This window comes from Desulfosporosinus cupriresistens, assembly GCF_001707885.1.
Taxonomy (GTDB): domain Bacteria; phylum Bacillota; class Desulfitobacteriia; order Desulfitobacteriales; family Desulfitobacteriaceae; genus Desulfosporosinus.
In genome coordinates, this window is sequence record NZ_MASS01000025.1 from 1 (window position 1) to 25,000 (window position 25,000).

At 41.0% G+C, this 25,000-nt stretch carries 25 protein-coding genes and 1 pseudogene; 21 read left to right on the forward strand and 5 right to left on the reverse strand.

Annotation, left to right across the window (positions count from 1 at the left end; all coding sequences use genetic code 11):
- Positions 1 to 407 precede the first annotated feature (407 nt).
- The 4 genes from DSBG_RS11415 to DSBG_RS23095 all read left to right on the forward strand — a co-directional run bounded on the left by DSBG_RS11415 (position 408) and on the right by DSBG_RS23095 (position 2,941).
- On the forward strand, positions 408 to 1,160 hold the full coding sequence (locus DSBG_RS11415; RefSeq protein ID WP_009617999.1) for an ABC transporter ATP-binding protein: 753 nt from the start codon (positions 408 to 410) through the stop codon (positions 1,158 to 1,160).
- Complete coding sequence (locus DSBG_RS11420) at positions 1,141 to 2,061, forward strand: SufB/SufD family protein (RefSeq protein ID WP_068964461.1); 921 nt, start codon at positions 1,141 to 1,143, stop codon at positions 2,059 to 2,061. Before DSBG_RS11415 ends, DSBG_RS11420 begins: the two co-directional genes overlap by 20 nt.
- A gap of 261 nt (positions 2,062 to 2,322) precedes the next feature.
- Positions 2,323 to 2,745 (forward strand): universal stress protein, encoded by a 423-nt coding sequence (locus DSBG_RS11425; RefSeq protein ID WP_068964501.1) that lies wholly within the window; start codon positions 2,323 to 2,325, stop codon positions 2,743 to 2,745.
- 55 nt (positions 2,746 to 2,800) lie between these two features.
- Positions 2,801 to 2,941 (forward strand): hypothetical protein, encoded by a 141-nt coding sequence (locus tag DSBG_RS23095; RefSeq protein WP_176716256.1) that lies wholly within the window; start codon positions 2,801 to 2,803, stop codon positions 2,939 to 2,941.
- A 142-nt stretch (positions 2,942 to 3,083) separates the two neighbouring features.
- Here the strand turns inward: DSBG_RS23095 and DSBG_RS11430 are convergent, their stop codons facing one another.
- Positions 3,084 to 3,491: a MerR family transcriptional regulator gene (locus tag DSBG_RS11430; protein WP_068964462.1), complete on the reverse strand. Its 408-nt coding sequence runs from the start codon at positions 3,489 to 3,491 to the stop codon at positions 3,084 to 3,086.
- A gap of 347 nt (positions 3,492 to 3,838) precedes the next feature.
- Between DSBG_RS11430 and DSBG_RS11435 the strand changes: the two genes are divergently transcribed.
- Positions 3,839 to 4,978 carry an MFS transporter gene (locus DSBG_RS11435; RefSeq protein WP_083236837.1) on the forward strand — a complete coding sequence of 380 codons (1,140 nt, stop codon included), beginning with the start codon at positions 3,839 to 3,841 and terminating at the stop codon, positions 4,976 to 4,978.
- A 214-nt stretch (positions 4,979 to 5,192) separates the two neighbouring features.
- On the opposite strand, the gene DSBG_RS11440 is transcribed toward DSBG_RS11435, so the two are convergent.
- On the reverse strand, positions 5,193 to 6,299 hold the full coding sequence (locus DSBG_RS11440) for a DUF362 domain-containing protein (protein WP_068964463.1): 1,107 nt from the start codon (positions 6,297 to 6,299) through the stop codon (positions 5,193 to 5,195).
- 739 nt (positions 6,300 to 7,038) lie between these two features.
- On the opposite strand from DSBG_RS11440, the gene DSBG_RS11445 reads away from it, so the two are divergent.
- The 8 genes from DSBG_RS11445 (at position 7,039) to DSBG_RS11480 (ending at position 13,814) form a co-directional block, all read left to right on the forward strand.
- Positions 7,039 to 8,226: a C40 family peptidase gene (locus DSBG_RS11445; RefSeq protein WP_068964464.1), complete on the forward strand. Its 1,188-nt coding sequence runs from the start codon at positions 7,039 to 7,041 to the stop codon at positions 8,224 to 8,226.
- Between the two features lie 215 nt (positions 8,227 to 8,441).
- A complete protein-coding gene (gene buk / locus DSBG_RS11450) occupies positions 8,442 to 9,500 on the forward strand; it encodes a butyrate kinase (protein WP_068964465.1) in 1,059 nt (352 codons plus the stop codon).
- 39 nt (positions 9,501 to 9,539) lie between these two features.
- Positions 9,540 to 10,445: a bifunctional enoyl-CoA hydratase/phosphate acetyltransferase gene (locus DSBG_RS11455; protein ID WP_068964466.1), complete on the forward strand. Its 906-nt coding sequence runs from the start codon at positions 9,540 to 9,542 to the stop codon at positions 10,443 to 10,445.
- Between the two features lie 2 nt (positions 10,446 to 10,447).
- On the forward strand, positions 10,448 to 11,149 hold the full coding sequence (locus DSBG_RS11460; protein ID WP_068964467.1) for a CpaE/TadZ family protein: 702 nt from the start codon (positions 10,448 to 10,450) through the stop codon (positions 11,147 to 11,149).
- Between the two features lie 74 nt (positions 11,150 to 11,223).
- Complete coding sequence (locus tag DSBG_RS11465; protein WP_068964468.1) at positions 11,224 to 11,445, forward strand: 4Fe-4S dicluster domain-containing protein; 222 nt, start codon at positions 11,224 to 11,226, stop codon at positions 11,443 to 11,445.
- A gap of 19 nt (positions 11,446 to 11,464) precedes the next feature.
- Positions 11,465 to 12,514 carry a 3-methyl-2-oxobutanoate dehydrogenase subunit VorB gene (gene vorB / locus DSBG_RS11470; RefSeq protein WP_491005735.1) on the forward strand — a complete coding sequence of 350 codons (1,050 nt, stop codon included), beginning with the start codon at positions 11,465 to 11,467 and terminating at the stop codon, positions 12,512 to 12,514.
- On the forward strand, positions 12,511 to 13,269 hold the full coding sequence (locus tag DSBG_RS11475; RefSeq protein WP_068964470.1) for a thiamine pyrophosphate-dependent enzyme: 759 nt from the start codon (positions 12,511 to 12,513) through the stop codon (positions 13,267 to 13,269). Before vorB ends, DSBG_RS11475 begins: the two co-directional genes overlap by 4 nt.
- On the forward strand, positions 13,266 to 13,814 hold the full coding sequence (locus DSBG_RS11480) for a 2-oxoacid:ferredoxin oxidoreductase subunit gamma family protein (RefSeq protein WP_068964471.1): 549 nt from the start codon (positions 13,266 to 13,268) through the stop codon (positions 13,812 to 13,814). The genes DSBG_RS11475 and DSBG_RS11480 overlap by 4 nt, the downstream gene beginning before the upstream one ends.
- A gap of 135 nt (positions 13,815 to 13,949) precedes the next feature.
- On the opposite strand, the gene DSBG_RS11485 is transcribed toward DSBG_RS11480, so the two are convergent.
- Together DSBG_RS11485 and DSBG_RS11490 are read right to left on the reverse strand one after the other, a co-directional pair.
- Positions 13,950 to 14,129 (reverse strand): type II toxin-antitoxin system antitoxin, encoded by a 180-nt coding sequence (locus DSBG_RS11485; protein ID WP_068964472.1) that lies wholly within the window; start codon positions 14,127 to 14,129, stop codon positions 13,950 to 13,952.
- 65 nt (positions 14,130 to 14,194) lie between these two features.
- Positions 14,195 to 14,458: pseudogene (locus tag DSBG_RS11490) on the reverse strand (SPFH domain-containing protein); the annotation flags it as partial.
- Between the two features lie 201 nt (positions 14,459 to 14,659).
- Here DSBG_RS11490 and DSBG_RS11495 point away from each other — a divergent pair.
- Complete coding sequence (locus tag DSBG_RS11495; protein ID WP_068964474.1) at positions 14,660 to 15,529, forward strand: SDR family oxidoreductase; 870 nt, start codon at positions 14,660 to 14,662, stop codon at positions 15,527 to 15,529.
- 312 nt (positions 15,530 to 15,841) lie between these two features.
- Positions 15,842 to 16,840, forward strand: coding sequence for a 4Fe-4S binding protein (locus DSBG_RS11500; RefSeq protein ID WP_068964475.1), 999 nt, complete (start codon positions 15,842 to 15,844; stop codon positions 16,838 to 16,840).
- Between the two features lie 145 nt (positions 16,841 to 16,985).
- Here the strand turns inward: DSBG_RS11500 and DSBG_RS11505 are convergent, their stop codons facing one another.
- Positions 16,986 to 17,879, reverse strand: coding sequence for a CobW family GTP-binding protein (locus tag DSBG_RS11505; RefSeq protein ID WP_068964476.1), 894 nt, complete (start codon positions 17,877 to 17,879; stop codon positions 16,986 to 16,988).
- Positions 17,880 to 18,377: 498 nt separating this feature from the next.
- Between DSBG_RS11505 and DSBG_RS11510 the strand changes: the two genes are divergently transcribed.
- The 6 genes from DSBG_RS11510 (at position 18,378) to DSBG_RS11535 (ending at position 24,999) form a co-directional block, all read left to right on the forward strand.
- Entirely contained in the window at positions 18,378 to 19,010 is a 633-nt protein-coding gene (locus DSBG_RS11510) for a cobalamin B12-binding domain-containing protein (protein ID WP_009617949.1), read from the forward strand.
- A gap of 28 nt (positions 19,011 to 19,038) precedes the next feature.
- Positions 19,039 to 20,412: a methyltransferase MtaB domain-containing protein gene (locus tag DSBG_RS11515; protein WP_083236834.1), complete on the forward strand. Its 1,374-nt coding sequence runs from the start codon at positions 19,039 to 19,041 to the stop codon at positions 20,410 to 20,412.
- Positions 20,413 to 20,797: 385 nt separating this feature from the next.
- Positions 20,798 to 22,117 carry a PocR ligand-binding domain-containing protein gene (locus DSBG_RS11520; RefSeq protein WP_068964478.1) on the forward strand — a complete coding sequence of 440 codons (1,320 nt, stop codon included), beginning with the start codon at positions 20,798 to 20,800 and terminating at the stop codon, positions 22,115 to 22,117.
- Between the two features lie 29 nt (positions 22,118 to 22,146).
- On the forward strand, positions 22,147 to 22,785 hold the full coding sequence (locus DSBG_RS11525) for a cobalamin B12-binding domain-containing protein (protein ID WP_068964479.1): 639 nt from the start codon (positions 22,147 to 22,149) through the stop codon (positions 22,783 to 22,785).
- Positions 22,786 to 23,194: 409 nt separating this feature from the next.
- The gene (locus DSBG_RS11530) at positions 23,195 to 23,992 is read left to right on the forward strand and encodes a methyltetrahydrofolate cobalamin methyltransferase (protein WP_009617941.1); all 798 of its coding nucleotides are present in this window, start codon (positions 23,195 to 23,197) and stop codon (positions 23,990 to 23,992) included.
- Positions 23,993 to 24,306: 314 nt separating this feature from the next.
- Positions 24,307 to 24,999, forward strand: coding sequence for a DUF1638 domain-containing protein (locus DSBG_RS11535; protein ID WP_348980971.1), 693 nt, complete (start codon positions 24,307 to 24,309; stop codon positions 24,997 to 24,999).
- Position 25,000 lies beyond the last annotated feature (1 nt).

Here is a 25,000-nt window from a genome sequence, read left to right on the forward strand (position 1 = left end):
AAGACTATCGTGCCTTTCGTATCGCCAGGTAAACAAGCGAAAAAGACTATCTCTGACGAGGTAGTCTTTTCTATGGTCTTCGTTGCTGATCAACCTTTAATCAAGACCAGAAACTGGGGAGTGATGTCTCGCTAAAGAGTCAGGCTAAAAAAAATTAGATCTTAAATACAAGATAAATGTCATAATAATGGCATTTATTTTTGTTACATTTTAATTACCACATTATTCACTTTATCTACAAAGGGAAATTGTAAAGGAAGATTTAATCAGTATGTCTCAGATTGAAAAATCAACTTACATCAGGGAGCATTTTAATACATTATTTAAACATTCATTAACCTACGGATTGAGGATCATTGGTACACTCTTATTTTTAAAACGTGGATAAGCACGAAGGAGGAGTAGTCATGCTTGAAATTCAGGGAGCATCTCTAGTATCAGAAGGAGATGAAAGGGTTGAGATTCTGAAAAACATAAATCTAAAATTCTATGATAAAAAAATTTATGTTGTCACCGGTCCAAATGGCGGGGGTAAATCCTCACTGGCCAAAATCATTATGGGTGTCTTTAACACTACCTCAGGTAAAATTCTGCTTGATGATCAAGATATTACAAAAATGAATATTACAGAAAGAGCTCGTCTGGGTATTGGGTATGCTTTTCAGAGTCCACCTCGCTTTAAAGGCATAAAAGTTAAGGAACTTCTAAAAATGGCTGCCTCATTTAATCCTGAAAAAGAAAACATTTGTAATCTACTATATAACGTCGGATTATGTGCTCAGGATTATCTAAACAGGGATGTGGATGCCAGTCTCTCAGGGGGAGAAATGAAAAGGATTGAAATTGCGACCGTACTTGCCCGAAATCTAAAGATTGCAGTCTTTGACGAGCCAGAAGCAGGGATTGATTTATGGAGTTTTCAAAAGCTCGCGGAAACATTTAAAACCATTCACATGAAATATGATACAACAATCATTATCATTTCCCACCAAGAGCGTATTATGGAACTCGCAGATGAAATAATTTTAATGTCTAATGGAATGATCAGTGCGCAATCTGAAAGGGATATAATTCTTGCCGGAATTTTGAATAACGGTTCTTGTATGTGTAGCACTAAATGTGAGAAAGGAGTTGGTCAAAATGCTGGATGCGCTGGATAAGCTGATGCTCGAAAAAGTGGCTGATCTCCATGAAATACCTGAGGGGGCTTTTAATATCCGGAAAAACGGCGAAGGGGTACAGCGAAATACAACTGCTAATATCGATATCGTCACCAAAAAGGATAAGTCAGGGATTGATGTGATCGTCAAGCCCTATACAAAAGGAGAAAGTGTTCATATTCCTGTTATTGTAACTCAAGACAATATCACAGATGTTGTCTATAATACGTTTGAAATTGGAGAGTACTCGGACGTTTTGGTCGTTGCGGGATGCGGAATCCATAATTCAGGAAACCACACATCACAACACGATGGAATACATAACTTTTTTGTTAGAAAAGGGGCGAAACTCAAGTACGTAGAAAAACACTATGGACAGGGTGAAGGACAAGGGCAGCGGGTTTTGAATCCAAAGACCATTATTGATGCCGAGGCAGGTTCCGTTGTCGAACTCGAACTTATTCAAATAAAGGGGATTGACCGCACAAAAAGGGAGACTGAAATCAGACTTTTAGATAACGCAAAGCTTGTGGTCACTGAACGGCTCTTGACTTATATGGATCAAGAAGCGGAATCTAGTATTACTGTTGAATTATTGGGAGCAGATTCTTCAGCCCAAATTATTTCACGGTCTGTCGCTCAGGACAATTCCAAGCAAGAATTCTATTTTGATTTAGCTGGACAAAATAAAGGGCGTGGTCATATCCAATGCGATGCCATTATCATGCATAATGCCCAGGTTCATTCAACCCCGAGAATTTCTGCCTATCATAGTGAAGCACAACTTGTGCACGAAGCGGCCATTGGCCGAATCGAATCCGAACAGTTAATTAAATTAATGTCAATTGGGTTCTCGGAGAAGGAAGCAGAGGATACCATTCTCAATGGTTTTCTTAAATAATTCCGTTTCTCCATCCCAGCATTAAAGATCACCAAACCCAAATTTGCTTGAATTAGTATTCCATATGAAGGAGGTGAAAGTTGGCGTAGTGATCAAAATAATTTATTACTGACATCGGTGTATAACATCTGGAAATAGACGTGGTTATTAATGGCGATGCAGTGAAGGTCTTAGTGGGTAAAACGAGTGAATATGGACCAATACTTAAGAGATTAGCAAAAAACAAGTTGTAGAAATAATGATTATGGGGAGGGGTTTATGTTGTTGAAAAAAATATTGGTGGCCACAGATGCTTCAGAGTTTTCACGACGAGCGTTGATAACTGCATTAGAGTTTGCTCATAAATTTAATGCGCAAGTTGAGCTTCTGTTCGTTATGCCCGGGCCGGTAGTGTATGACTCTAGTGTTTATGCTTATAGAGTTTCGTCGGAACAAATTGAACAACAAGGTGAGTTTGTATTAAAAGCTACACTTGAAGGAATCGATATTAGTGATGTCACCTTGATTAAGAAAAAAATACAGGGAAAACCAGCGAACATTATTTTGAAAGAAGTTGAAAATGAGAACATTGACTTAGTCGTGATGGGGAGCCATGGCTATGGAGCGATTGCTGGTTCCTTATTAGGTAGTGTTAGTCAGCATGTCCTCCACAGAGCAAAATGTCCGGTGCTAATAGTAAAGTGAAAAGTGAACGCTGCGAGTCAATGTTGCATAATTTTAGAAAGGATGGGGTTATTATATGACTAAGTGTGAAAATTGTGGAGTTGAGGTTTTAACAGAGGATTTGTATGAGGCTAACGGTTTAAAGGTATGTGAGGCCTGTCAGCTAAAAAGTGCCAGTCTTTTGTCTCCGTCTCAACCATGCAGTTCAGAAAAATAGTCCTCCATGGTGAGGCGCAAGCCCTTGGAAAAAGAGGTTATCACTAGGTAAACATGTAAGAGACTATCTCTAATGAGGTAGCCTCTTTGCGTTACGAAAGAAAGACAATAAGTAAACGAAAATGCCCCAGCGGTTTCCGCGTTTACTTTTCAGCAGATAATTGGTTACAATCTTTGTTACGGTTATCGTTTATATTACAATTGGTAGCATAGAATTCAAGTTTATAATCAATTATTTTAAGGTTTTCTTTCAAATTATCCATCTGTTTAAGAACCTCTTTACGATGGTCAAGAAACATTTGCCGTCGGATTTCTATGGTATCATCCCCTTGCAGACACCATCCAATATATTGCTTGATTTGTTTAATCGGCATACCCGTGTTTTTCAGACAACAAATAAGTTTCAGCCAATCTAGATCACTGTCTGAGAATTCTCTATTTCCTGTTTTGCTTCGATCTACAAATGGCAATAGACCTTCTTTGTCATAATATCGTATTGTGTGAGCTGTAAGATCAAATTTTTTAGCAACTTGGCTAATCGTATATCCCATATAAAAACTCCTCTATATTGGAAAATTAAAATAAAATGCCATAAAAATTAGAATAAAAAAACTTTGTTCAAAAAGAACTTGACTTAGAGCTAACTTTAAATGGTAACTTTAAGTATAAGCGTCTTAATTCTGAATTTCAAGCATTTAAATAAAATGGAAGGAACTATTGATTATGCTCTAGCAAATTGGTATTACTCAACATAGTTCAAGATAAACAAAGATTAATAGGTATAGAATAAATGTAAATTATTTTACTAATTATTGAGAAGGGGCTTGAGATCAGATTGTTGAAACAAATCAAAGTTCAAACTAACGATTTTAAATTAAGTAAATTTTTAGTCTTAGTAATGGCGGTAGCTAGTGGTGTCACTGTGGCCAATTTATATTATATTCAGCCATTACTTGTAGATATAGCTGACACTTTTCATGTGACTCAAGTTAGTGTGGGCTTTGTAGCAATGCTTACACAGATCGGATATGCCCTTGGAATGCTTTTTATATTGCCTTTGGCGGATATTAAGGAAAAAAGATTTCTGATTATCACGATGTTGCTTTGCTCAGCAAGTGCGCTAATGCTCGTATTTTTTTCTGGTAGTATAACAGTGATTTCAATTGCATCGTTTGCTGTAGGTTTCACTTCTGTGGTGCCTCAACTAATCGTTCCTTTCGCAGCGCAGCTGGCCAATCCAAAAGAGCGCGGGAAGATTATCGGGACTGTTATGAGTGGTTTGCTGATAGGCATATTGGTTTCACGAACCTTCAGTGGTTTTGTGGGTGAATATTGGGGATGGCGAATGGTGTATTTGATTGCAGCGGCTTTGATGATCATATTGGCCATATTCTTAAGCAGAATACTGCCTTTATGCCCTCCCACCTCAAGTATAAAATACAAAGAATTGTTTAAATCTATGGTGAACTTAACAAAAAGCCTTCCTGTATTAAGAGAAGCATCCCTTAACGGAGCACTGATGTTTGCAGCATTCAGTGCATTTTGGACAACACTTATATTTTTACTGGAGAGCTCGCACTATAAAATGGGGTCAGATGCTGCCGGTTTGTTTGGGTTGGTTGGTGTCACAGGAGCCACGGCTGCCCCTTTTGTCGGCAGGATAGCCGACGAACGCAGCCCAAGATTTACAATCGGAATAGCTATGATTTCGGTAATGCTCTCTTATCTCTGTTTTTTTGTTTTCGGGTTTAAATTGTGGGGGTTGATTATCGGTGTTATTTTGCTTGATTTTGGTGTTCAGTCATGTCAGATTTCCAATCAGGCTAGAGTACACGCCCTAAACAATGAAGCACGTAATAGAATCAATACGGTCTACATGGTTTCGTATTTTATCGGAGGAGCTCTTGGCTCTTATCTGGGCTCATTCTCCTATGCCCATTTCAAATGGTATGGAGTTTGCGTTTTGGGACTCTTGACCCAATTGATAGCTGTTGTCATACATAGGAGTTATAAAGCAAAAACCTTGACATCTAAATAAACATATTCGACAAGTGTCCAGGAACCTGAGATTAGGTGTCTCATGTAAAAGTAAAGTTAAACTAAAAAATAGGCTCAGCAGGTATAAACCAGCTTAACCTATTTTTACTTTTTGGTTTAGTTGAATGATGATATTTGTTAACACTTCAAATAGAATTCAAGAGAAACGAAGAAGATACCTCAATGCATAATTAACAAAACTGGGTGTGGGCGCATTAAATTGTAATCAACTCATATTCTTTGTTGCCCAGACCCATCTTTACTGCATGGTCAATACACACTTTCCAGTCGGTATTGGGGCCAATATCGGTAAAGTGATCATGATGTGTATGAGCGCTTTTCTCAAGAAGACTGCCTGCCATGACTGGCTGACGGTTTACCGCATCTGCGCAGGCAACATCCAGGGCAACCGGATCAAAAGACGCAAACATACCGACGTTCGGAACAATGGGCACATCGTTTTCTGCATGACAGTCGCAGAATGGAGATACATCAATTACCAAACTGATGTGGAAGTGAGGGCGTTCATGCAACACCGCCCAAGTGTATTCGGCCATTTTTTTATTTAAGATGTCATTAGACTCATCCCAGGCGGCCATAATAGCACTCGTTGGGCAAACGCCGATACAGCGTCCACAGCCGACACATTTGCTGTGATCTATGGAAGCTTTGCTCTCACTGACGGTAATAGCACTGTGAGCACATATTTTAGTGCACATGGCGCAGCCTATACATTGCTCATGAGAAACACGGGGTTTTCCGCTGCTGTGCATTTCCATCTTACCTGCGCGTGAACCACAACCCATACCGATATTTTTTATCGCACCGCCAAAACCAGTTAGCTCATGCCCCTTGAAATGATTCAGCGATATTAAAATGTCGGCATCCATAATCGCATGTCCGATTTTTGCTTCCTTGATATATTCACCGCCCTCGACAGGAACTAAAACCTCATCGGTACCTTTCAGACCATCGCCAATCAGCACGTGACAACCGGTGGAAAAGGGAGAGTAGCCATTGACATAAGCAGAATCAAGATGGTCAAGAGCATTTTTTCTGCCGCCGACATATAACGTATTGCAATCTGTTAAAAACGGTTTTCCACCCAGTTCTTTGACAATGTCCACCACTGTTTTGGCAAAATTGGGGCGAAGATAGGCTAAATTACCTGGCTCGCCAAAATGAATTTTTATTGAGGTGTATTTTTTGTCAAAATCAATTTCACCAATACCTGCTGTTTTGATCAGACGGCTTAACTTCTGTTGGAGATTTTCCTTCATGGTCGTGTGCATGTCTGTAAAATATACCTTTGATTTTTCCATACTTAAATAACCTCCAAATATTTGTGATTCTAATACGGAGTTTGATGACCTAAATGCTAGCTCTATTACTCTTTTCAATTAGCATAAACCTTAAAGGGTACTTTAAGTCAAGTGAAAAATGAATTTGTAATTAAATAATTTTCATTTCGAAATTGTTAAGAATTACTTCAGACAACAAATCTCAATCCTATTTTTAGGGCGATTAACTTAACGTATCTTAAAACTAGTGTAGAAAAAGATACAATTATGTTTTTGAAGTTTGTTCAGCTGAACTGGTAACAGATAACTCTATTAGGACATATATTGTCATTAGGTATTAACAATATATTCCATCAGGATGGGAGCTCTATGGCTAATAAATAGAAAACGCTAACCAATGGGCTGCTTAGGACTTGCATGGGCTCGGGAATATTCCTATAAACTGGAGCACAGCAGTTTATTTGGGAGAATCCGGGATTGTATCGCCACCAAATTCCCAATCTATTCTCGTTATCTTAATCTTACTTCTTGGATTTATGGCGCCTAAATTTTAAGGTGCCATTTTCTAAAGGCTTTTACAAGAAAATGTAACATGTTAGACGTAAGAGATTACCCTATAGAGGTAGTCTTTTTGTTTATCTTAAGCATGTTGTTTTTTTTACTTTCATTTTGTGTAGAATCAGACAAGGATTTTCTGAGTTTATGGCGAATCAATGTATGTTGAAACAAATGAAAAGAGTATTGAGGAGTTTAACGATAAATGAAGAATATTCGCCTTATACATAGTAAAGTGATCGTCAGTATCATAGGAGTCTTGCTTTTTACTGCTACAGCAGTTCCAGCACGCGCGGATAACCTGCAACAACAGTTACATCAATCACAACAACAAGTTAATCAATTAAAAGGCACATTGAATGCCCAAAAGAACAAAGTGTCTACGGCAACGACACAAGTATTGACACTAAAGCAATCCGTTCAGGCGTTGAATAATAGCATAGCGCGGGATCAAGTATTATTGACAGATGAACAACATCATCTTCAAGAATTAGAAGATCAACAACAGAAGCTCGAGGTTGAGCGCCAGGAACATATTAAAGCCTTAGGGAAGTTTTTAAAAAGTAACTATGAGGATGGTGCGTCAACATATTTAGCCGTATTGCTAGACGCTACAAGTTTACCTGATTTTATAGAACGAGCGGACAAAATTCAGATGATTGTTGGTACCTATGGTAAGCTTCAAAAAGAAATTATCGCTTTAAACGAAACTATGAACACCCAAAAAGAAAGCATAAACCAAAAGAAGGCAAGTATTCAAGTCGCGTTACAAGATAAAGAACAAACTCAGCAAGCCGTTCAACAAGCTCTCGACAAACAAAAAGCTGTTCTTGCGCAATTAAGCGCTAATGAAAAAGCGACCGTGAATGCTTCTTTGTCTGCCCAAGCAAATGTAAGCAGAATTAAGAAATTGATTGAACAGGAAGCGCTTGAAGCAGCTTATGCTAAAAATAGTGCCAATTCTGCGACTTCCAGTCCAGCAGGGTCTGGAGGGGGAGTCGCAGGTACTGTTAAAGTTTCAGGTGGGGCGAAACAAATACTTAGTTTTGCAGCTAAGTTTCTCGGCACGCCTTATGTTTGGGGAGGCACAAGTCCATCGCCTGGATTTGATTGTTCAGGATATGTGCAATATGTATATCGGCAGGCCGGTATCTCGTTGAATCGAACATCAGAGCAGCAGTTTAACAATGGAGTTTCCGTTTCAAGGTCAGAATTACGTGCAGGGGATTTAGTGTTTTTTCACACATACTCTTCAGGCGCTTCCCATGTTGGTATCTATGTGGGGAATAATACGATGATTAATTCGTCCAATGGTGGCGTATCATATGATGACATGACAAATTCTTATTGGAAGGCCAGGTATTTAGGAGCTCGGCGTGTTATCGCTCCCTAACTAAGGAATCAAAAAGAAGGCGTCCTTCTATAGATGAAGAACGCCTTCTTTTTGGTTACGCCCTAATGTCTTGGTGTCTTGGGGAATCTCTATACATGCTCTAAAGTTGAATTAATTTTCTGCCGTTTTATGATATAATCAAATAATTAATTTTGATGAATTTCGACATTGATGGGAGAATAGATGTTTTGTCTTGTCGATGAGGGGGATGGGTTTTGAAAGTACTTGCCATTAATCCGGGTTCAACGTCGACGAAAGTCGCGGCCTATGAGAATGAAACTTGTCTTTGGAAGCAAGGGATAGATCACCCAACCAGTGAAATCAATGCCTTTGCCCGCGTGGGTGATCAATCTGAATATCGAATTGAACTGATTTTAAAAGTTTTGGAAGAAAAAGGGGCTTTGCTCGACAACTTTGATGCCGTAGTTGGACGGGGTGGTATGCTCAAGCCATTAGTCGGAGGAACTTACGTGGTTGATGATGCTCTTGTTAAGGTCTTATATGATGCGCCAGGGGGGGAACACGCTTCCAACTTAGGAGGAATCATTGCGTTTCACTTGGGGCAGAGAATCAAAGTTCCTGTCTATATAGTGGACCCTGTTTCAGTTGATGAGATGGAGCCTGTAGCTTGGCTTTCTGGACTTCCGGAGCTACCTCGTTTTAGCTTCTCTCACGCGTTAAATATGAAGGCAGTTGCCCGTAAAGTGGCCCGTGAGATGGGAAAATCGTATGAGGCTGTAAACTTGATTGTCGCTCACTTAGGCGGGGGGATTTCTGTGGCCCCACACCGCAAAGGAAAAATGATTGATGTGAATAATGCGAATAATGAAGGCCCTTATTCGCTAGAACGGAGTGGCACCTTACCTGCTTATCAACTCGTAAAACTTTGCTATTCTGGTAAGTATTCGGAGAAAGAAGTGCTCACTAAAATCAATAAAGAAGGAGGCCTGTTTGCTTATCTCGGTACAAAAGATGGACGAGTTGCTGAGCAATGGATGAATGAGGGGGACCAGGATGCTAAACTTGTCTTAGAAGGCCTATGCTATCAGGTGGCCAAGGAAATCGGTGCGATGGCTACTGTATTAGAGGGAGACGTAGATCAGATCATTTTAACAGGAGGCCTTGCTTACTCTGAATTTATAACCCGCGAAATCATTCAACGTGTTTCTTTTATTTCTCCTGTAGTAGTGGTTCCTGGTGAAGAGGAGATGGAAGCCTTGGCTCTGGGTGCGTTAAGAGTTCTTCACGGCGAAGAGGCAGCGTTGATGTATTAAGTCATAGTAGGGTTTTAAAAAATGGGGTGTAAAAGAATAATGCGTTTTAGCGGATTTGAGTCGTTACTCGATAGGGCAAAGAGCTTGGGCAGGGCAAAGGTTGCCGTGGCTGTAGCCGCAGATAAAGAAGTGTTGGAGGCCATTAAGATAGCGGAAAAGGAAGGGCTCATTACTCCTATTCTTGTCGGCGATGGTGAACAAATTAAGCGATTAGCTCATGACATTGGTTTAAGTTTGGAAAGAGCTGAATTGATTGATGAATCCCTCCCTGATGTAGCTGCTCATAAGGCCGTTGATGCTGTGGTTAATGGAGAAGCCCATTTTTTAATGAAAGGTCAAATTAATAGTTCCGATTTTTTGAGAGCGGTATTACGACCTGTTCGAGGATTGCGGACAGGTCGCTTACTCAGTCATTTCGCTGCATTTCAAGTGCCTGGGTTTTCTCGTTTACTTTTCGTGACCGATGGAGGGATGAATATTGCCCCGAATTTGACACAGAAAAAAGAAATCCTCGATAACGGTTTGTTATATCTCAAGGGTATAGGAATGGATTCGGTGAATGTAATAGCTTTAGCCGCGAATGAAGTGGCGAATACAAAAATGCCAGCGACGATGGATGCCTTGGCGTTGGCCGAGATGAGTCAAGCAGGTGAATTTCCAGGTGCAATCGTGGAAGGGCCGTTGGCACTCGATGGAGCAGTGAGTGCGGCCGCCTTGAAGCACAAAGGGATTACCAGTCAAATCAATGGAGATGTTGACTTATTCTTGGTTCCCACCATTGAAGTGGGAAATGTATTGGGAAAATCTTTGGTTTACTTTGCTGGAGCGACGATGGCGGGGATCGTGCTTGGGGCGCAGGTTCCAATTGTCATGACGTCAAGAAATGATACCCCAAGGAGCAAATTTATGGCCTTGAGCATGGCTGCACTGAGTCGGGGGTCGTGATTATGTCGAGAACATCTTTGCTAGAGCGGCGGGTACTGGTTTTGGTGGGGGGGTATGGTGCCGGAAAAACTCAATTATCTATTAGTTTGGCGTTAAAGTGGGCAAGGGGAGGCCAACGTGTGGCGTTGGTAGATCTTGACCTCATTAATCCCTATTTCAGGTTGCGGGAAATAACAAAGCCTTTAGAAGACGAAGGGATTGAAGTGATTCGCCCAGAGGGTGATTTGGCCTTCGCAGAGAACCCATCCTTACCGCCACAAATTGACGGCGCTTTACGGGATACTACAAGGCACGTGGTACTCGATGTGGGAGGAAATGAAACCGGCGCAACGGTAGTGGGTAGATATCATACTCTACTTAAAGCGGCAGATGTAGCGGTTTTCCAAGTTGTGAACGTTTTTCGCCCGTTCAGTAACACGCTTGAAGAGATCGAGAGCCTTAGAATGGATATAGAAAGAAAATCTCACCTTAAAGTTCAGGGCTGGATCAATAATTCGAATCTAATCGATTGGACGACCCTTGCGGATTGGCAATCGGCTAAAAAATTAATGCAAACCCTTGTCGAGCAGAGTAAAATACCTATAGTTGCTTGTGGCGTTAACCCGCAATGGGCTAAAAAAGTTGGACTTGCGTGGGAGCCAGATTGGATCCCAGTTGAGCGGTATTTAAACTTGGGTTGGAAGAGCTCAGTCAAGGGCCAGTGAACTCGCAGAGCACGGAACTTCCACTTATCGGAGGGGCAGTCTCTTACGTGGATAGCAAAGAGGAGGGAAAAGGAATGAGAAATTTTGTCAAGATTAACACGGAACGTTGCAAAAGCTGCGGGCTCTGTGTGCACGCTTGCCCGAAAAAGATCTTAAGCATCGGGGAAGTGGCAAATAGCAAAGGTTATTATGCTGCTGAGGTGAAAGACCAAAGTGAATGCATAGGGTGTGCCTTTTGTGCTTTGATCTGTCCAGATTTGGCCTTAGAAGTATATCGTGAGGAGAAGGGAGAGTGAGTCTGGAATGGCACTGTTAATGAAGGGAAATGAAGCAATCGCTGAAGCAGCGATTCAAGCAGGATGTCGTTTATTTTATGGGTACCCGATCACTCCGTCAACGGAAATTCCGGAGTATATGGCCAAGAAGATGAAGGCAGTAGGCGGAACCTATCTCCAAGCGGAGAGCGAAGTAGCTGCCATTTATATGGTCTATGGGGCAGGAGCAGTGGGAGAAAGGGTCATGACCGGGACGTCCAGTCCAGGATTTAGTTTGATGCAAGAAGGATTATCGTTTCTTTTTGCGGCAGAGATTCCTTGTGTGATCATCGATGTTATGCGAGGTGGTCCGGGACTGGGAGGGTTAGGTCCTACGCAAGCAGACTATTTCCAATTGACGAAAGGTGGCGGCCATGGAGATTACCATGCCATAGTTCTCGCCCCATTCTCCGTTCAAGAAATGGTTGATTTAACCAAAGAGGCTTTCGATTTAGCGGATTATTATCGTAATTTGGTTATCATTGCAGTGGACGGGATCTTGGGGCAAATGATGGAGCCTGTGGAGTTCCCACCGTATGAGGGACGAAAGCTAGAACCGAAAACCTGGGCAGCTAGTGGAGCAGAAGGACGTTCTAAGAATAACGTAATTAGCTATTACCTTACTCCAGAGATTGGAGAAAAGGAAAATAGTCGTTGGGGTGCAAAGATGTTGCGAATCAAAGAATCCGAACAGCGCTTTGTGGAGTACAGAATGGATGATGCTGAATACGCCTTTGTCGCCTTCGGAACTTGTGCAAGGATCACGGAAACCGTTGTCGATATGCTCCGTGAAGAAGGTATAAACGTCGGTTTATATCGTCCCATAACGCTTTGGCCATTTCCCGAAAAAGGGTTATCAGCACGGATAAATCAGATAAAAGGCTGGATGAGTGTCGAACTGAGCGCCGGACAGATGGTAGATGATGTTAAGCTTGTTGTCAACGGCAAAGCCCCTGTTGGCTTTTATGGCCGTCAAGGCGGGATGACGCCAGAGCCAGAAGAAGTGGTTGCTGCCTTTAAAGCGCAGTTGTTAGGAGGGGTGCAGGGATGAAATCAATTTTCACTAAAACGACAGGGCTAAGTGATCGTCCCTTTCATTATTGTCCAGGTTGTACACATGGGATTATACATCGCTTGATCGGTGAACTTCTGGAAGAAATGAACTTAATTGAAAACACGATTGGGGTTGCGCCAGTAGGTTGTTCAGGGTTTTGTGAAAACTACTTTATGTGTGATATGATCGGTGCCGCACACGGGCGCGCAGTTGCAGTAGCGACTGGCGCAAAACGAGCGCGGCCGGATCGTTTTGTTTTTACTTATCAGGGTGATGGGGACGGAGCCTCGATTGGCCTTGCGGAAACTATGTCGGCTGCGGCCCGCGGGGAAAGAATCACGTCAATCTTTGTCAATAACTGCATTTATGGTATGACTGGAGGTCAAATGGCGCCAACCTCTCTTGTAGGGCAAAAGACTTCGACATCACCGTATGGCCGAGATGCTATGACAATGGGTTATCCACTAGATCTGCCTAAAGTCTTGACCCAAATTGAAGGCGCGGTCTATGTGGCCTCCGTTTCAGTCGATACTCCGCAAGCGATTAAAGAAGCCAAGAAAGCTCTTAGAAAAGCGTTCCAAGTCCAACGGGACGGCTTAGGCTATTCTTTCGTTAGCATCCTTTCGACATGCCCGACGAACTGGGGAGTTACTCCGGTCGAAGCCTTGGAATGGTTGCAAACTAAGATGAAACCGAACTTTACTCTTGGAGAACTGAAAGTTCCGGCAACCGAAGGGAGGAGCGAAGCATGAATTCAGCGCTCACAAAGTATAAATTTGCTGGGTTTGGCGGCCAAGGCGTTTTGTTTATCGGGAAAGTGATGGCCCAAGCTGGGATGCTTAGCAAACAACAGGTAACCTGGTTCCCGGCCTATGGTCCAGAAATGCGGGGGGGAACGGCCAATTGTTCTGTGGTTATTTCGACGAAACGGATTGGTTCGCCCACAGTAGGAAAACCGGATATTGCCATCGTAATGAATGAGGCTTCTTATCACAAGTTTGTTGACAGTGTGGTTCCAGGCGGAACGCTGTATGTAAATTCCTCTATGGTGCCGGAACTGCCGAGTAGAGAGGATATCCGGTTTGTACGTGTTCCGGTTAACGAAATCGCCCATGAAATAGGTGAGGCCAAAGTGGCCAATATTGTCATGCTTGGTGTTATGCAAGCAATCACCCCATCGGTAGCGGATGATATCCTGGAAAAAGCCCTTATGGAGTTGGCTGGTAAGAAGCCAGAACTCGCAGAATTAAATGCTAGAGCCCTTAATGCAGGTAAGGAATTCGCTAAGAATTTATGATAATCACCAAACGCCTCGTCACTCCTATCAGGAAAATGAGGCGTTTTTTGTCGCTCACAGCGTCATAACCTTTTATTTAAGAAGAAGCTCGTGAACTCCATGTAATGTGAAGTTCACGAGCTTTTAGATGCTGCCTTACTTTTCAGCATCTTCTGAAGTTTCAGAGCTGTCGTTTAAACGCCCTGCATGTCGGACTGCCTCCCGAAGTAAAAACTCAATGTGCGCATTAACACTACGAAATTCATCGGCAGCCCAACGTTCCAAGGAAGCGTAAAGTTTGGGATCAAGCCGTAAGGGGTACTGCTTTTTTGCCATATATCCACATCCATCGTAGAGCTACTCTTGTGCTCAGACTAAAGTTAGATATGAGTATTTATATTTTAATAGACTGTTCCAGTATTAACTACAGGTTGAATAGCACGTTCAGAAACAATAGATACTAGGAGATTATTAACCATAGCCGCTTTGCGTTCTTCATCAAGCGTAACGACACCATCTTTTTCGATTCGTTCGATTGCCATTTGAACCATGCCTACAGCACCTTCTACAATGATTTGGCGGGCAGAAAGGATGGCAAAAGCCTGTTGCCGTTGAAGCATGGCGCCTGCGATTTCGGTAGCATAGGCTAAATGGGTAAGACGAGCTTAGATTTATTTCTTTACTTCAATGTCTAGACATTGAAGTAAAGGTTATGGGAATTCAATCAACTTTGATATGAATATGATATCACTTTGGTATCAAAGTGTGAAGCGAATAACTAGAAACTAGATGAGTACAAACGAGTGAAAAAGGTCATTTTAATATTGAACACTATCTAGATCAAAACATGGAAAGGAGTATGCGCTATGACTCAAGCGAAGAGTCCTCAACCTACTTTTCCGGCCCAACATCAAGATCAACAACCGGGATTTGAATCCTTGATGAATCCAAAACCTATATCCGAAGATGCAGCCTATTCGGCAAGCGCTAAGTTGATAGGGAAAGTTGCTATTATTACTGGAGGAGACAGCGGAATCGGTCGTGCTGTATCGATTGCCTTTGCCAAAGAAGGGGCCGATGTTGTAATTGCCTATTTAAATGAACATAATGATGCTTTGGAAACAAAAGCACGTGTGGAGCAATTAGGGCACCGTTGTTTGGTTTTGGCAGGGGACATTGGAGATGAGGTCTTCTGCCAAGACGTAGTTGGGCAGACTCTACAGAATTTCGGGAAAATCGATATTCTTGTTAACAATGCAGGCGAACAACACCCGCAGAATAGTTTACTTGATGTGACGACTGCCCAGCTCGAAAGGACCTTTCGCACCAACATTTTTAGTTACTTCTTTTTAACTAAAGCTTCGTTACCCCATCTTAAATCGGGGAGTGTTATTATCAATACGGCATCGATTACTGCGTATGAGGGACATGATCAACTGATTGATTATTCAGCAACAAAAGGTGCCGTCGTTTCCTTTACTCGTTCATTGTCTGAATCTCTATGCAAATTGGGGATTCGTGTCAACGGTGTCGCTCCGGGCCCAATCTGGACGCCCTTAATACCGGCCTCTTTTCAAGCGGATCAAGTCGCGACCTTCGGTAGTACGACACCTATGAAACGAGCGGGTCAACCCAAAGAGTTAGCGCCAACTTATGTGTTTTTAGCTTCTGAAAATTCCTCTTATATGTCCGGACAGATCCTTCATGTTAACGGGGGAACGATTGTTAATGGGTAGGGTACGAGATGAAGTGCTCTTTTCCTCTGGCGGGGACGTATAGAGAAGGGGAATAAGTACAAAGGTGAAGGCAGGGCAGAATTAATACACAATGTCTTGCCTTCTTGAGATTTAGCTTAATGTAGAGCATTAAAGGCGTAGATGTTTGGGAATATTTTCACATAGCAACTAAGACTGAACTATGGTATATTCTAACAGTCTATTTTATTGTTCATTGTGATTCATCTCACATTACATGAATAAGCTGTTCTTTATAATTGTGAAGACAGGGGTACTAAAAGTTAGATTGAGAAGTTGAAAAGAGGGATAACTATGTTTGCAAGACTGAGAAAGCATGCTTCAATAAGACGTGTTGTTCAAATTCTCTTCGCTCTGGCAGTTGTTTATATTGGAGTAGCATTTGTTCTGTTCATCAACCAGGTTGCGAATAATTCTCTGTCAACTATAAGTCGCCCAGCAGGCGTAGAGGCCTTTTTGCCGATAAGTGCCCTAGTCGGGCTGAAAGCTTGGATAGCGACGGGTGTATTCGACCCGATCCATCCCGCCGGCTTAATAATTTTCCTAGCAGCAATCGCGGTTTCCTTGTTGTTTAAAAGGGCTTTCTGTTCTTGGATCTGCCCGATCGGGACGCTATCCGAAGGTTTGGCTATGATCGGAAGGATGATATTTGGGCAAAATTTTATGGTTCCTAAAGCGTTGGATTATTTCCTCCGCTCACTGAAATATATTATTTTATTCTTTTTCGTGGTGGTAATCTTCTTTGGGATGAGTGGGGCTGAAGCTGCGGCTTTTTTGCAAACGCCTTACAATATGGTTTCAGATGTTAAAATGCTTAAATTCGTTCAACACTTAGGCACATTTGGGATGACTGTCATTGGTCTGCTTGTAATGCTTTCGATAATCTACGAGAATTTTTGGTGCCGCTATCTGTGTCCTTATGGTGGGTTTCTGGGGCTCTTCAGCATCCTTAGCCCGTTTAAGGTCACACGTAACCTAACTACTTGTATTGGGTGTGGAAAATGCACGAAGAGTTGCCCAAACCACATCCAAGTAGAACAGGCGGATCGTGTCTGGTCTCCAGAGTGTACGGGTTGTTTAAATTGTATTCAGCAATGTCCAGTTAAAGAAACGTTGGAGTTTAAGGCAGCGAAGAGAAAGCGATCTCTTTCTCCCAAAATCCTCGCCTGCTGTCTGCTTGTAATGTGGGCAGTGTTGATAATTATAGCGAAATTCACAGGACATTGGGAGACACATATGACGATGGAGATGTACAGGGGACTAATTCCGATGGTAGATCAAATTGGGCAATAGGCAGGTCGTCTAGAGTTTTCGCACACGACAGCATTGCGATTCGCTTGAGATCCAGGAGACAGTGGGAATGAAATAAGATACACTCCTTATAGATCATTTTATTTCTATGCGGGGTGTATCTTTCTTTGATTGCTGCTGCTATGACTTACTGGAATGCTGAAGTAAGTGGTTCTTTCTGCAAATCTTCACCTATAAAGCTAACGATTCCTGTCGTAACACCTGTAGATTCAATTATAGAATAATGTCCATCGACATAATGGAATTCAAGATAGCCACTATCCGATTTAACAAATCCTTTGCCTCTTAATATAGTGCCGTAATCTCCATTTATACACTTTTGGAGGATGCTTTCCAAGTGCTCCATACTGAGGATTCTGGAGGTTCGTAGTCCTATTGACTCAAAATCGTGACTCAGCGAGTGGGCAATGTTATTGATTGTTATTACTGTTTTCTTGTCTATCAGACCTAAAAGTTCCTGATTAGACAGCTCGGTCCAGTTCTTGGCTAGGATTGTTGCCGTTTCATTTAACACGCGCAACTCTAATTCAATTTGGGAAATTTCTTCAGCCAAGAGAAACTGCGTTTTACTAACAACTAAGGATGATGCGCTACAAATCTGACTTTTAAAGAAGGCAGAGTAACTATGAAGATGGCTGGAAAAATTCTGGGCATCAACAACTGTCGTCACGGAGTTAACATAACACTCAGAGGAAATTTCAGGATCCCTAAATAGATCGAATATCTCACCTATTATAAATATTCCAGACGGTTCAAAAATTATTCTGTCGATCCTTTGCTTGAGAATTTCTTTTAAGGTGAAGATAAAATCTCCTTTAAGTTTACAACAAACACATCCGTTAGAAATTTCATAGATCTCAAAGCCTTCAATTTCTAAGACTTCACGATCGACACTGACATCGCCAAATTCGTTTTCTATTAATACGACTTTTTCACGACTATCGAGAGAATTGAGGATCTTCCGAATTAATGTTGTTTTGCCTGATCCTAAAAAGCCAGAAATTATATCGAATTTTACCATAAGATCTACCTCCTATGATTAGCGGGATACATTTGCCCCTTAAATTAGCTTATCATAACTGGTCGGCTTAACCATGGATTATTCTGTAGTAATTTGGATTTTTCTTATCCCTGTTTTCTTAATTACCCCTAACAATGAGGTTTGTCATGTAATCAGATCACTATTCAGTATGCCAGAAAATCGGGCTTCTGAGCTAAATCTTGCATGGTATCGATTACTCTTTGTTGAACAACAAGGTAGGATTTATCAATTTAAAACAAGATCGTCCATAGCAAAGAAAGGTGCCAAGGAACTAGAATAAAGACAACAGAAAAAACAAAGTATTTCGAACATTTGCGAAATTGGTGAAAGCTAATGAGCCACGGAAAGGATGTGAGGCAGCCTTTCAATTGTATTTGTACAGATGAGAGTTTTTACAGGATGTCTAGATTATATGATGCAAAACATGTCATAGCTAACAATTTCAATTAAAAATAAAACAAATTAGGAGGCAACAAAATGTTTGATTTTTCAGGATTAAGTAATGCTGTTATCGCAGGAGACGAAGAGGTTGTTCTTGATTTAGCGCAAAAAGCTCTAGATGCAAAAGTTGATCCTCTTTCAGTTATTAATGATGGACTTATTGCAGGGATGAATGTCGTGGGTGCTCGTTTTAAAGTTAATGATATGTATGTGCCAGAAGTGTTGATGTCAGCTGCGGCCATGAAAGCCGGTGTGGCTCTTGTTAAGCCATTGTTAACCAGTGGTGAAACGGCAAATAAGGGAACCGTTATTATTGGAACGGTTACTGGCGATCTACATGATATTGGTAAAAGCTTAGTTGGAATGATGCTCGAATGCTCTGGTTATGCAGTAGTTGACTTGGGCGTGGATGTTTCAGGGGATGATTTTGTAGCTGCAGTTAAGGCCAATAAGGCAGGAATAGTAGCTCTTTCCTGCATGCTGACAACAACTATGTTGCAAATGAAAACAACAATTGAAACATTAGTCGCTCAAGGCGTACGTAATGATGTCAAAGTCATTATTGGTGGCGCTCCAATAACCCAAGAGTTCTCTGATAACATCGGTTCCGATGGTTATGCGACAGATGCTGCCGGTGCAGTTGATCTGGTTACGAAGTTATTAAACTAAATATTAAGAAACATTAGGAGGGAATATTGTGGCTGTAAAGTATACTGAGTTAGCTTACACTAATGTCGATGAATTCGTTTACGGGACTGCCAAGAAACCTGTCGTATGTGCTAATGGGATGGTTATTGGTGGAGGAACAGTCTATCCGGAACTGAACTGCACTTTGCCAATGATGTTAATCACTGAAGAAACTATGCCAAAGGTATTGGCACAGTATGAAGAAATGCTTCACGGCGTCTGCTCTATGGGAGTTGAATTAAAAGTTCCTGGAATGTTAGTTGAAATTGAACTTTTACCTCCTTGTACCTTTAATCCTCAATGGGGCATTGATGTCACCAAAGTTGTTAAAGGCGTAATGAAGGAATATGAGCAAAAATTTGGCTTAAAGAGCTTGTTAAGAATGACACCTGTCGATGTCCGAGAAGGTAAAACTCTTAAACATATGTACAAAGGCGCAGAGTGGGACCAAGTTATTGATACGATGAAGGGTTGCGCAGCTAATGGAGCAGACTTCTTATCGATCGAGTCCATTGGAGGGAAACACCTGCACGATGAATCAGTCATGAATATTGACCTGCCTAAGGCTGTGTTCTCTTTAGGGATTGTTGGATGCCGTGACATGAAAATCCTGTGGGATGAAATTGTAAAAATTGCCGCTGATAACAATATTTTACCTGCTGGAGATACTGCTTGCGGTTTTGCTAATACATCGATGGTCATGGGTCATAAGAACTTTATCCCTAAAGTGTTTGCTGCTATTGACAGAGTTATGTGTGCCGTCAGAACTATGGTAGCGGTCGAATCTGGTGCTGTTGGACCAGATAAAGATTGCGGTTATGAGGGAGTTTATCTCAAAGCTATTACCGGAACACCAATTTCCATGGAAGGAAGGGTTGCTGCTTGTGCTCATTCCAGTGCGGTAGGTAACGTATCCTTAGCCTTGGCAGATTGCTGGAGTAATGAATCCGTTGAAAATGTAAGACTGTTAGGTAATATGGCTCCTACAGTATCCATGGAGCAACTTGCCTATGACTGCCGTCAAATGAACGTTGCTACGGAGAAAGGCTTTGCCCTTCAAATGAGAGATATTCTGGTAGAATCCGATAATAAATATGATCCTACAGCTTATATCATGACCCCTGCCGTTGTCCTGAAAATTGCTGGCGAGATTATTAAAGGTAAAACTCACTTTGAACGGACAAAAATCGCCGCGGGCGCTACGATTACTGAATTGCGAGCTGCAGCTCAAGCTGGTCTCTTAGAGCTTGGTCCTAAAGAAATTAAATATCTTGACATTTTTGAAAAGCAACTTAAAGGTATTCCCGATGATGAAGCTAAGTTTACAGCTGATATGATTAAAGCAAATCCAAAACATGATCTTGGAATGTACGATATTTCATAGATTTCTAAAAGTAGATTACTTTTTTCAATAAAATCTTAGGGCGCTCAAATTTCCTGTGGGGTAGATACTATTGATACCTGGCAGGGATTTGAGTGCTTTATTGCATTATTTTTATCATTATCATTTTTACATAATTCTAAATTTTTCGACTCAGAAATGCAATTAACAGCTTTATTATGTTATAATGTATATATAACTCCCATTGTAAAGGCCCTCAGTGCATCACAAGGGATTATTGTATTAAATTGAAGTGAATTGTGAGATTGCTATGTATTTGCAAATTCAAACTAAGATGCTAATACTTGAATTATATATACAGTGGTGTCAAAAGGTTTACTATTCTTTGGTATTATAAAAGTGTGAAGCTGACTTCGGAGGTGGGAATGTGAATCAGGCAAACATCACTCCTGAAAAGGAATCACAATGGTTAGAGAAACTAGTAGGGCGGAATCTGCTGGAAAAAATGCTATGTTCTTTTTCAAAATCTACTGGATTAAAGGCGATACTTGTTGATACTCAGGGAAATACGCTTGTTTCTACGGACCATGAGATTAAGGATTGCAGTTTCTGTCGCAAGATCAGGGCCGATAGTACTGGAGTTCGAAAATGTCAGAGGTCATATGCTCGAGCGTGTACCGAAGCAGCTAAATATGGTGAGCCTTATATTTTCAGATGCCATGCAGGCTTGATAATGTGGGCAGCGCCGATTGTTTTAAATGAATACGTATTCTCTATTATCTGTGGACAAGTTCTTATGTGGGAGCCGGAAGATTATTTTTTGGAAGAAATTGAAGAAATGGTCAAGGGGCTTGATGTAGACGTCTCAGCAGTTAAGTGGGCAGCTGCCCAATTAGAGGTTATGTCAAGTGATAAAGTGCAGGCAGCAGCAGATCTTTTATTTATCGTTGCGAATCAAATTATGAAAAGCGGTATGACCGTCTTAGAACAAAGAAGGAATATCACCGCTCAACAGGCGAGGCTGGCAGAAGAAATCCAGGCTCGTAAGCGTTCCGAAGTTGCCATGCGTACAATTGAGTCTAGAGCAGTTAGTATTAATTCCTTAGACAAAGAACATGAACTAAAGACGATGGTGCGCAATGGTGAAAAGCGAGCAGCTCAACAACTACTCGAAAATTTGTTAGTCGATATTATAGAAATTAATCTGGAACATTTAGATACCGTCAAAACAAGAGTCGTTGAACTTGTCGTAATTATTTCGAGAGCAGCCGTGGATGGAGGCGCTGATTTAAATGCTATCCTCCAGCAAAATTCGTTATTCTATCTGGAGTTGCTTAAGATAACGAAGACTGAAGAAATCTGCCTCTGGGCCAGAGATATGTTAGAAACATTTATGAATCAAATAGATCTCAACAAAGATCAAAAAAATCTTCAAGCCATTCAGAAAGCGGCAGAATATATTAGAAAGAATTATCGAAATAAGATAACTATTGAGGATATAGCCCAGGTAGTTTATCTCAGCCCATGTTATGTAAGTAGAATCTTTAAACAGGGTCTTGGCTGCACTTTGATGGAATACCTGACTCAAGTAAGGGTAGAAGAAGCTAAAACAATGTTAAAAAACCCAAAATATAATGTAATGCAGGTTGCTGAAGAGAGTGGTTTTGAGGATCCTGCCTACTTCACAAGAGTTTTTAAGAAGCTTGAAGGAATTACTCCAAGTAGATATAAGCAATATGCTTTATAAACTATGCAGTAGCCGAGGGAGTGAACTTGTTGATAACTTCAGAATTAGAATTAATAACAAAAGCATTAATAAAAGGGCAGGCAAATCGGGTCAAAACTCTTACCATACTGGCTATTGAGAACGGGATAGAACCTCGAACTGTCCTAGAAAATGCATTAATGCCAGGTATGCAGGAAATTGGTGGACAATTTAGAGATAACATTATTTATATTTCGGATGTCTTAATTGCCTCCCGAGCTATGCATGCGGGTTTGCACGTATTGAAGCCGTTTTTATCAAATCCTCAGCAATCCTCATTAGGTAAGGTAGTTATTGGCACTGTAGCCGGAGATTTACATGATATTGGGAAAAATTTAATTACAATGATGTTTCGGGGTGCTGGATTTGAAGTGATTGATCTTGGAATTGATGTCCAACCTGAGGACTTTGCGCAAGCAATTTTAGACCACGAGCCCGACATCCTAGCTATGTCTGCCATGCTTACGACCACTTTAGGTATGATGTCCGAAACAATAAGAGAACTTAATCGTCGAGATCTACGTCACAAAGTTAAGATAATTATAGGTGGAAGCCCAGCAACCCAAGAGTTTGCACGTGCTATCAAAGCCGATGGTTTTGCTGTCGATGTAATGAAAGCGGTTGATTTAGCAATTGAACTTATTAGCTAAAGTAAAAATAAGGTGTAAAAATCTCTCAAAACAACCATACTGCATCATTAAATAATAACAAAAAGATATAAAGAAAGGGAGAGAGGAACAATATCTTATTGCTCCTCTCTCCCTTATTTGAGTCTTGCTTAATGGAAATTAGTCTAACTTTGGTCGGCAGAGCCGAAAATATAAGTTAAGATAGATCAAGATAAAACAAGAATATCCATGTCAAAATCAACTATATAAGACTAAAATAATAATATCAAATTATCTAGATTATTCACTCTAGATAATAAATTCAGTATTTTTAGACGATTAGATTAAAGGGAATTAGTAACAAAGCTCAGATTTAGAAACGAGGTAGTTTAAGGGTCATAAGTGAGTGGGGAAGGTTAGAAATGTTATTTAATTTTAAGGAGGAAAAGTAATGTTAATTGTAGGGGAACTTATTAATGCAAGCCGTAAAGCCATTGGAGCAGCCATTACAGAAAAAAATGTTGAATTTATCCAAAAGGTGGCCAAGGATCAGTTTGAGGCTGGATCACATTATATTGATGTTAACGCCGGGATCTATCTTGATAAAGAACCGGAATATCTTTCTTGGCTCGTGAAAACTGTTCAGGAAGTTGTAGATTGCCCTTGCTGTTTAGATAGTCCTTCCCCAGCAGCCATTACAGCAGCACTTTCTGTGCACAAAGGCACTCCTATGATCAACTCTATCTCTTTGGAAAAAGATCGTTATGAGGCGTTGCTTCCCGTGCTTTCAGGAACAGACCTAAAAGTTGTGGCGCTTTGCATGAGCGATGATGGAATGCCTGAAACAATGGCAGATCGGTTGAAAATTGCTGATAAACTCATTAATGGGCTTGTTCAAGCCAATGTGCCAATTGGTAACATTTATGTAGATCCCCTGGTGCAGCCAGTCTCTGTAAACAACACATTTGCTATGGAATTTATTAATTCAGTTGAGGCGATTATGACTCAGTTTAAAGGGGTTCATACGATGTGTGGACTATCTAACATATCTTATGGCTTACCAGAACGGAAATTTATGAATCGCGGCTTTGCGGTTATGGCCATTGCCAAAGGGTTGGATGGCATGATCGTTGACCCGTTGGATAAAATGATGATGGCTAATATAGTCTCGGCTGAGGCACTAGCTGGACGAGATGCATACTGTGCCAAATATCTCAAGGCTTATCGGAACAAGCAATTCGAATTTTAGATATAATGTGGTTTTAGATCCCCTTCTCTAACAATAGGAGGGGATGATCTTTTTAATGATTGGACTCAAGTTAGATAAATGAATTTCATAACCATAAATGAGTGAATATGGAAAACGGGTCAATGCACAAAAAGATGTCATTGGCCTATTTGAAGATAATGTTTGCGAACTATGGTGCTAAACTAGTATATTTCTTAGGTTGAGTCTGATGGTGAGATAATAAGGTGAATTGAAGGAAATCAAAAGAATGTGGAGAATGTTTAGGTAATGAGTTCCGATGGAAAAAGACTTTGCTTTTTGGGAATGAAGGAAAATTGACTGAATATAGTTGGAGTGAGGGGATCGCCATTAAGATTAAACTCATAGGTTGTGATTCCACCATGAACGAAGTTCATTCGCTGGGAATCCCAGAAACTATGGATTGTGAGTTCTTAGATTTTAATTACCATGGCAAACCAGATTTGCTTCATATGCGACTTCAGGAAATTATTAACCAAAGTCAGGATTATGATTTGATCATTACGACCTATAGTAGATGTTCAAACGTTGTAGTTGGTTTGCTGTCCCAACGAGTACCTATGCTTTTGCCAAGAACTCACGATTGTATTTCTCTTCTCCTTGGTTCGAATGAAAGGCAACTTGAATTGCTTAAGAAAAATCCAGGAACCTACTATTTCAGTCGAGGGTGGCTGGACTATGGTCGGACTCCCTATGCTGAGTATTTAGAATACGTGGAGCGTTTTGGGCAGGAAAAGGCTACTGATCTTATTAAAATGTTATATGGTAGTTACAATAAAGCAGTCTTAATCGTTACACTAGGGACGAAAGACATCAAGAAATACAGAGAAAAGGTTCGCAAGATTGCTGACTTTTTCGGATGGGATGTAGGCGAAGAAGAAGGGGATCTTCATCTTTTAACTACCGTATTAAATGGAAATACTGGGGCAGATACAGTTTATGTTGAACCAGGACAGACGATTACAGTAGAAATGTTGGCAGGAGGTTAAT